This window comes from Candidatus Electronema sp. JC (assembly GCF_048287365.2).
Taxonomy (GTDB): domain Bacteria; phylum Desulfobacterota; class Desulfobulbia; order Desulfobulbales; family Desulfobulbaceae; genus Electronema.
In genome coordinates this window covers 19,688-27,435 of the sequence record NZ_JBLWEM020000018.1, presented here as the reverse complement: position 1 = coordinate 27,435, position 7,748 = coordinate 19,688, and the positions used below count along the sequence as shown (strand labels likewise).

The following is a 7,748-nucleotide window of genomic DNA, read 5'->3' as shown; positions in this document are numbered from 1 at the left end:
GCAAAGGTTATCGGCATTAGTCAGAAAGACATTGTCATTTTCGAGAAGTATTGAGAATTTGACAGCATCTGTTTGGAGATTTATTCATCACCATAATGATAGTATTTTATTTAATTGATCACTTATGGTTCACATTTACCTCTTTGCTTGCCTGTGGATTTGGATCACGACGAATGAGACCATTGCTCAACAGAACAAGAAGCCAGCTGGCTTCGGAATGCGGTGCTGCTGGTGGAAAACATTTGCCAATAACCTGTTCTGCCTCACTCATTGTGAGATAATCATTGCGATGAAAAACCATCGTGCTGGCAAGTTGCACGACAGAATTTTTTACAGCAGCAGGCAAGGAAGCCAAACTTCCTTCCGCAGCTTTGATGTTCTTGCCAACGCTGTCTAAATAATAGCTGAGAATATGACGTGTTCCATGCAGACCTGTTGGGAATTCTGATTTTCCATCCCGCGCCAAGGACACGCAGACCGAACGCAAAAACAGCGGATTAACGAATTCAGGTGCCAACCAAGGTGTGCTTGGACGAGCTATTCCTCGGCGATCAAGAAAAACCTTGGCCGCATTCACCTGCTCTTCATGCGTCTCAAAACCTCTGATGGAAAAAGTCGGGGTTCTCTGGGCAAGGGAATCCGGTATGGCAACGGGAAAATACTCTGATCGGCAAGAAACAACACAGGCAATATTCTTGTATTTCTGCACCGTTTCGACAAAACTCAAGATATGGTTCTGCCAGTACCTGCTGCCTGGCCCCTCGTTGGTGGCATCAATCAACAACAATGCTTTTTTACCACTTGCCTCTCCAGCGGCATCAAGGGCACCAAGTAAAACATCAGCATTTTTATTCGGCAGATGGAAGAGTTTTGCAAGCTGCGACCAAGGATCTTCATTGTTCATGCGTTGACCAAGCGCAAGAATGACGGCTCCGCCTTCATCTGCAACTCTGGATGCCTCTTTGCCGAACAGATGGCTTTTCCCAGTTCCAGCCCGTCCTTCGATGAATGCAATCCGGCCTTGTTCTGCCTGCATGAATTCACTTGCACAGAGCGAACGGAACTCTTCCACAGACTCCTTGAGTAAGGATAATGCACTCCTTTGGCGATATATTTCGTTATTCGCAGGATTCTCCCGTTCTAATTTTCTTGCATATTCCCAGCACCAATCAAGCAAGGTATCAAATAACGAGAGAAGTTCATCGGCAAAATGTATCCATTGGTCAATATTCCAATCTTTATGCAGAGGCAGAGCAAACTCTTCCTGCACGGCGAGCAATTGCTGCTGCGCCTTGGATAAGTTGGCAAGAAGTGCTGGATCAGGCTGCTGGGGCAAGCCTGAAAACTGTTTGATCGAGAGTGAATTTTTAGCAATAAAGGCGAGCTTGCTCTTCAACTCCTCAATATATGAGGGATGACGGACAATGACTGAAAAGAGCTTCTGGATATGAACATCAACATGATCTTCCGGGTGAAACCTCTCGTCAAGAGAAGTAATGCCCTCCCGAACATGTTCCCTAAACCATCGTTGTGAGAACTCGACTTCACCAAACCAATACTGTCGCAGACCTTCAGCCGTCGGCTTGGTTAATCTGGTGAGCAGCTCACTCTGAGGCCAAACAGTAAATTGAATGCTTGAGTTGCCCTGTTCGGCAGCTTGTTTCTTCCATTTCGCAACATGGGTTTCCCAATGCTCCCAGCCGGTTTTGCCCTGCCCTTTCTTTCCTGATCTATCCGTAAGATCACAAGGCAAGGCAACTACATACTCCTCAAGTTTCTCATGAGTTAGAATCGCCTGAGATACGGACTCGTCGATTTGTCCCCAATCAATATCACCTGTTCGCAGAAAATACTTTGCCTGATATGCTATCTTATTGCCGTCTGCTTTCTTCCAATACGTCTCAACGCCTCCATCACCACCGGCCCCTTCCACTCGTCTGAATTCCGCATCGGCTGGATATTCTTCTCTGCGTGCCAATTGGCAGACCAACTCTTCAAAAGAATGTCGTTGCCCTGCCTGAAATCCGTGAATTTTAGAAAAATCAATCATGCTCTTGCAGTCTTGACGATATTAATGCTTTCCTGACAACATATTAGAGTGACAGCTCATTTTATCCCAAAGAGAAAAATCCTTAAAGTGCTGATTCAACTCGCAAGTGCAACTTTTTTTGGTTATCCAAAAAGCATAAATTGCATGGCGTTTCAGCTTGCCATGTATTTTTTGTATTATTTTCTGATTGTTAGCGATAGGGTAAAGCTGTAACACTCCTGTAACTGTCTTTTCTTGCAACCAAAAAAAGTTGCACTTGGAACTTGAATTCACCAGTTTGAAGAGGTAGATTGCTGAAGAGCTGCCAGCTATTGAGTTTCTTCCCCGTACCGACATGAAAATCCTTGAGCTGGCCAAAGGCTTGGTCACGGCAGGCATAGCACCTTTGAAGGCAAGCGAGGACGCGCTGTATATTGCGTAGATACCGTTTCAATGCTTGTCCCTGCCTTTCATCTGCACACATGAAGAAATCCGGCGATGAATCTTCTTCTTTTTTCTCAAGATGAGTTGGTTGACAGCTTGCTGCTTTTGCATGATTTCCGGTCGGAGCACATCCGCCGGGTGCTCGGCTTGGCCGCCGGGGACAGCCTGCGTCTCGGCATGATCAACGGCAGGCTCGGTCATGGAACTGTTCTCAGCATTGATGCCGAGACGGTGACGCTGGCCGTGCAGCTTGACCGCGAGCCGCCGCCGCCGCCGCCGGTGGAACTGATCCTCGCTCTGCCGCGCCCGATCATGCTCCAGCGCATCCTCAAGCAGGCGGCGACGCTGGGCGTGTGGCGCATCCATCTCATCCGCTCGGCCAAGGTGGAAAAATCCTTCTTTCACTCGCCCGCCCTGCTGCCGGAGAAAATCCGCGAGCGGCTGCTGGAGGGCCTGACGCAGGCCGCCGTGGACACCCGTCTGCCGGAAGTGCGCGTCCATCCGCTTTTCAGCACCTTTGTCCAAGACACTCTTCCGGAGCTGAACGGCTGCCGCCTGCTCGCCCATCCCGGCGTGAGCGCAAACCTGCCGGAGGTTTTTCCAAAAAACGGGGAGCGCGTCCTGCTGGCGGTCGGCCCGGAAGGCGGCTGGAACGAGCACGAGCTGCGCTGTCTGAGCGGGCAAGGCTTCACCGCTTTCAACATGGGCGGCAGAATCCTGCATGTGGACACCGCCGTGGCCGTGCTGCTCGGCCAGCTTCAGCTGCTGCGGGAGATGGCTGCGTTCAGCCCTTCCGTTTGTCCGTGGCCAGAACCGAGTAAAACTTGTCAATCATCCTCTTGTGGCTGAGGGCGACGCTGGAGTCGCGCAGCAGCAGGCCGGTCATTTCCTTTTCTGAAATCGGCGTGCTGAACAGATAGCCCTGGCCTTCGTCGCACTGGCTTTTTTGCAGAAAGAAGAGGTGCTCTTCAGTTTCGATGCCCTCGGCGATCACCCGGAAGCCAAGATTCTTGGCGATGGAGATGATGCCCAAGGTGATGGCCGCGTCGGTCTTGTTGGTGGTGACGTTGGTGATGAAGGAGCGGTCGATTTTGATTTTGTCCACCCGAAGGTGCTGGAGATAGCTGAAGGAGGAGTAGCCGGTGCCGAAGTCGTCGATGGCCGTCTTCACGCCCTGATCCCGCAGCTTGTTGATCAGCTCCACCGTAAAATCCATGTTCTCGATCAGCACGCCTTCGGTGAACTCGACCTCCAGCGCCTCAGGCGGATAGCCGGTGCTTTCGATGCAGCTCATGATCTGGTAGTAAAGGTCGCGCCGCCGCAGCAGCCGCCCGGAGAGGTTGACCGCCATGATGAAGCGCTTGAAGCCCATGTCCCGCCATCTTTTCCCTTGGGCGCAGGCTTTGCGCACTAAATCCAGACCCAGCTTCTCAATCAGGCCGGTGTTTTCAGCGATGGGAATGAAAGCCGCCGGAGAGATCATGCCGCGCGTGGGATGAATCCAGCGGGCCAAGGCTTCCATGCCGCAGATTGAACCGTTGGTCAGGCTGACCTGCGGCTGGTAGTAGTTGATCAGCTCGTCGTCGGCCACCGCCTTGCGCAGGTCGTTCTCCAAATAGAGGCTCTCGGCGGCCTGAATTTTCATGCCGCTGTCCCACTGGCAGATGCGGTTGCCGCCCTCGCCCTTGGCCGCCTCCATGGCTGTGTCCGCGTTGCGCAGCAGCTCCAGCGGACTGCCGCCGTCGTCAGGATAGACGCTGAAGCCGATGCTTGGCCGGATGAGAATGGCGCGGGCCTCGTTGTTGACCGGAGTGCGGAAACGCTGCATGATCCGCTCCGCCAGCTTTCTTGCCCGCTCCCTGCTCGCAGGCGGCGGCAGGATGATGGCGAACTCGTCCCCGTTGAGGCGGGCGACCAAGTCGGCGCCTGCATCATGGGCGCATTTTTTCAGAATGGCGGCCACGCTGCACAGGATTTTGTCGCCGAAGCCAGGGCCGAAGATGCGGTTGATGCGCTTGAAGTGGTCGAGATCAACATACAGCAGGGCGATCCCTTCTTTGGACTCCTCGCCGAGCAGGGCGATGGAATCCTCCAGATATTCCTGAAAGGAGGGGCGGTCGGCCAGGCCGGTCAGCGCGTCCAGACCAAAGCCCGCCTGACCGGCGGCGGCAGGACAGGCGCAGGGCGGTCTCAGGCCGGAGCCGCCCTCGTTCAGCGTCAGGAGGCAGATGAAGCCCTTTTCCTTCCCTTCGCCGTCGGCCTCGCTGCGGGTGATGGAAATGGAGAAGGGCCGCAGCTCGCACTGCTGCTCCTCCTGCGCCGCCAGCAGGACCGCCTTGCCCTGCCAGCCGCCCTTTTTCTCGGCCTCGTTCAGGGCTTCCTCCACGCTTTGCTCCGGCTCGGTCAGCCTGAGCAGCTGATCAAGCCGCCGGTTTTGCACCGCGCTCAGGGTGCAGCCGCAGCGGCTGAGGAAAATCGGATTCGCATACAGCGTCTGCTGTTCAGCGTTGACAAAAAGAAGGCCGCAGCTCTGGCTGTCCATGACCTGCCTCCGGATGGACAGCTCCTTCTGCATCCTGAAAGAGGCGGCGCGGGCCTGATGGAGCTGGGCCTTGTGCTGCGCCAGCTGCTGATGGAGGATGTCAACACTGAGATTTTCCGGCAGGAGGTCCCCGTCTCCGCTGTCCTCATCCGCCTGCTCCTCTTCCGGCGGGGGCGGCGGCTCAAGGACGATGCGCCGGGCGGCCTGGCCCGCGCAGTCCTCTTTCGGCGGCTCCGCCCTGACCGCCTCCGGCTCGCGGACCAAGGAAATGGTGCCCCAGCTCATGATGTTCTCTTCGCAGAAGATGAGGGCGGGAACTCTGCGGTTTGTCGGCAGGCCCTTGCTTTTCCCCAGCGGCTTGATTTTGACGCTGAAGCTGGCCGGGCCGTTTTTCTCAACATCAATCAGCTTGGCAAAGTGACGGAACGGCTCAACCGTCAGTTCCGGCTTCTCAACCCCGTCCACATCGAAACGCAGCTGAAAGATCTGCTCCTGCTTTTCGGCGGCGGAAAGGCGCAGCTCCTCCGGCTGCCAGCGGATCACCGCGCTGGCGCTGGTGCTGTTCCTGTTTTTGTCAAGAAAGGGAAAGGGGCTTTTGAACCGGCAGAACTGGCAGGTGAAGCTGTTGGTCTCGATCAGGGCCGGAGTCAAAGTGATGCTGTTCCGCTGTCCGCATTCCTCACAAAAGAGAATCATAGATATTGCATCCGCAGAGGAAAAGATTTACTGTAGCGGCGGCGCGGCCCTGCCGGGCTGGCCGTCTGCAGCCTTTTGCCGAGGAAGATGAGGCGGCCTGAGACAGGAGCCTCCTGTCGTCTTTGATGAAAATACCATGTATTCCGGCTGCGGTCAATGACCGGGCCGCCCGCCTGCGAGACGCTGTCCCTGCTGTTTTTTTCAATATCCGATCATGTCTTCTGTCTCTGAAAACGCTTCCGCGCAGAATGCCGCTGTTCTTTCCAGCTCCGGCGGCACGAACAGCCTGCTGATCGTCTACACTGGCAACGGCAAGGGCAAGACCACCGCCGCCCTCGGCCTGACCCTGCGCGCCCTCGGCCACAGCTGGCCGGTCTGCTTCATTCAGTTCATCAAAGGCAGCTGGAAATACGGCGAGCTGACCGCTGCCGCCCGCTTCAGCGACCTGCTCGACTTTCATGTCATGGGCCGGGGTTTCACGTGGAAGTCTGACGATCTGACCAAAGATGCCGCCGCCGCCCGCGAGGGCTGGGATTTCGCCAAGCGGATGCTTGCCGAAGGCCGCCACCGATTAATTGTGCTGGACGAGCTGACCTATCTGATCAAGTATCGGATGCTGCCTGAGGAGGAAGTGCTGGACGCGCTGGCTCGGCGCCTGCCGCATGTGCATGTGGTGGTCACAGGCAGAGGGGCAGGGGAGAGGCTGCTGCAGGCCGCCGACTTAGTCACTGAGCTGCGGGAGGTCAAGCACCCGTATAAGCAGGGTGTCCGGGCGCAGCAGGGCATTGAGTTTTAAGGGGAAACCTGAGGCGTGTTCCCGCCCGGCTCCTGCCGCCGCCGTGACGAGCGGTCCTCATCCAGCTGCTGAAGCCCCTCCATCAGCAGTTTCATAAAATAGCCGATTTCCGGCGCGTCAAAATCTTCTTTCGGCAGGCCGGGATTGAATTTGAAGCGGCCTTTCTTTTCCCGCAAAATTTTAAAAAATGCCTCCTTGCCTTTCTGTCCGTCATAAGAGGCTTTTATCAGCGCGCCTTGGCGGAGGGAGAAGCGGGCTGTGCCTTTCGGCACCTCAGTGATGGTGAGGATGCCGGTTTTGCCATTGGTGTGCAGGGTCTGAAACAGGGCTTCCGGCGGAATTTCCTCCAGTCTGCCGATCATGCCGGAGGCGTAGTCGTCAAAGCGGATTTTGTTGGAGCGGCTCAGGCGCTGGGCCATCAGCTTGGTGAAATACCGCTGCATGGTCGGATAGCGGTCCATCACCAGCTGGAAATGCCGGTGATGCACGCTGAGGATTTTGCAGTCCGCCGCCGCCTGCACTGTGGCTCCGATGTTTTCATCGCAGATCAGGCTCATCTCGCCGAAGACCTCGCCCTGCTCCAAAGTGGAGATGGAGATGCCGGTGTCGTTGAGGATGCTCACCTTGCCCTCGGCGACGATGTAGAGCTTGCTGCCCGGCGCGCCCTGCCTGATGATGATGTCGTCCTTTTTGAAATCCTCCAGCTCAGCGTTGCGGAGCAGCTCGGCCAGACTTTCCGGGCTGATAATCTGAAAGAAGGGGAAGCGGCTGAGATCTTCCAGCAGGGCCGCCAGCTCTTTGTTGCTTTGCAGCAGCGCCTCCTGCTCCGGCCCGTTTTTCCTGCTGCGGCTGTGTTCAAGGCGGAGCGAGCCGGTGCAGCCGGTGCAGGAGATGAGGCAGTCAGGAATCTGGTCGGCCCGCTCGTATTTGATGATGATTTTAACCAGATCGCCGTACAGGATTTCGCAGTTCTCGCGGTTCTGGTTGGCATGGACAGCGGCGCTGCTGACAAAGGAGCTGTCGCCGTTGGTGCGCATCATCACTGCCACGCCGGAGACCGTGAAGGAATCGCCGTACTGGAACTTAGGGCAGTTCAGGGTCTCGCAGACCCGAAAGATGACTCGTGGAACTCCCATCGCCTGCCGTCCTGCCGGTTTCTCCGAAAATGAGGTGAAAAATCATGCCGTGCAGTCTATTATGACAGGAAACTTTTCGGGAGCGCAACGTTTTTGTCGAAAAAC

The 7,748-nt window shown here is 55.8% G+C and carries 5 protein-coding genes; 2 read left to right on the top strand and 3 right to left on the bottom strand.

Features of this window, described 5'->3' with window-relative positions:
• Positions 1 to 118: 118 nt before the first annotated feature.
• Positions 119 to 2,050, bottom strand: a complete 1,932-nt coding sequence (locus ACNKH3_RS02445) for a hypothetical protein (RefSeq protein WP_420208108.1) — start codon at positions 2,048 to 2,050, stop codon at positions 119 to 121.
• A gap of 477 nt (positions 2,051 to 2,527) precedes the next feature.
• On the opposite strand from ACNKH3_RS02445, the gene ACNKH3_RS02440 reads away from it, so the two are divergent.
• Positions 2,528 to 3,322: a 16S rRNA (uracil(1498)-N(3))-methyltransferase gene (locus ACNKH3_RS02440; protein WP_417916360.1), complete on the top strand. Its 795-nt coding sequence runs from the start codon at positions 2,528 to 2,530 to the stop codon at positions 3,320 to 3,322.
• Here the strand turns inward: ACNKH3_RS02440 and ACNKH3_RS02435 are convergent.
• Positions 3,258 to 5,711 (bottom strand): putative bifunctional diguanylate cyclase/phosphodiesterase, encoded by a 2,454-nt coding sequence (locus ACNKH3_RS02435; RefSeq protein ID WP_417916359.1) that lies wholly within the window; start codon positions 5,709 to 5,711, stop codon positions 3,258 to 3,260. The two genes, ACNKH3_RS02440 and ACNKH3_RS02435, sit on opposite strands and share 65 nt — an antisense overlap.
• Before the next feature lie 214 nt (positions 5,712 to 5,925).
• On the opposite strand from ACNKH3_RS02435, the gene cobO reads away from it, so the two are divergent.
• Positions 5,926 to 6,507 (top strand): cob(I)yrinic acid a,c-diamide adenosyltransferase, encoded by a 582-nt coding sequence (cobO, locus tag ACNKH3_RS02430; RefSeq protein WP_417916358.1) that lies wholly within the window; start codon positions 5,926 to 5,928, stop codon positions 6,505 to 6,507.
• On the opposite strand, the gene ACNKH3_RS02425 is transcribed toward cobO, so the two are convergent.
• Positions 6,504 to 7,643: a cyclic nucleotide-binding domain-containing protein gene (locus tag ACNKH3_RS02425; protein WP_420208107.1), complete on the bottom strand. Its 1,140-nt coding sequence runs from the start codon at positions 7,641 to 7,643 to the stop codon at positions 6,504 to 6,506. The two genes, cobO and ACNKH3_RS02425, sit on opposite strands and share 4 nt — an antisense overlap.
• Between the last annotated feature and the right edge of the window lie 105 nt (positions 7,644 to 7,748).

Bases quoted from the DNA above. Each gene is read 5' to 3' on its own strand.
- ACNKH3_RS02425 (WP_420208107.1), bottom strand. From the start codon at position 7,643: ATGGGAGTTCCACGAGTCATCTTTCGGGTCTGCGAGACCCTGAACTGC.
- ACNKH3_RS02445 (WP_420208108.1), bottom strand. From the start codon at position 2,050: ATGATTGATTTTTCTAAAATTCACGGATTTCAGGCAGGGCAACGACAT.
- ACNKH3_RS02440 (WP_417916360.1), top strand. From the start codon at position 2,528: ATGAATCTTCTTCTTTTTTCTCAAGATGAGTTGGTTGACAGCTTGCTG.
- cobO (WP_417916358.1), top strand. From the start codon at position 5,926: ATGTCTTCTGTCTCTGAAAACGCTTCCGCGCAGAATGCCGCTGTTCTT.
- ACNKH3_RS02435 (WP_417916359.1), bottom strand. From the start codon at position 5,711: ATGATTCTCTTTTGTGAGGAATGCGGACAGCGGAACAGCATCACTTTG.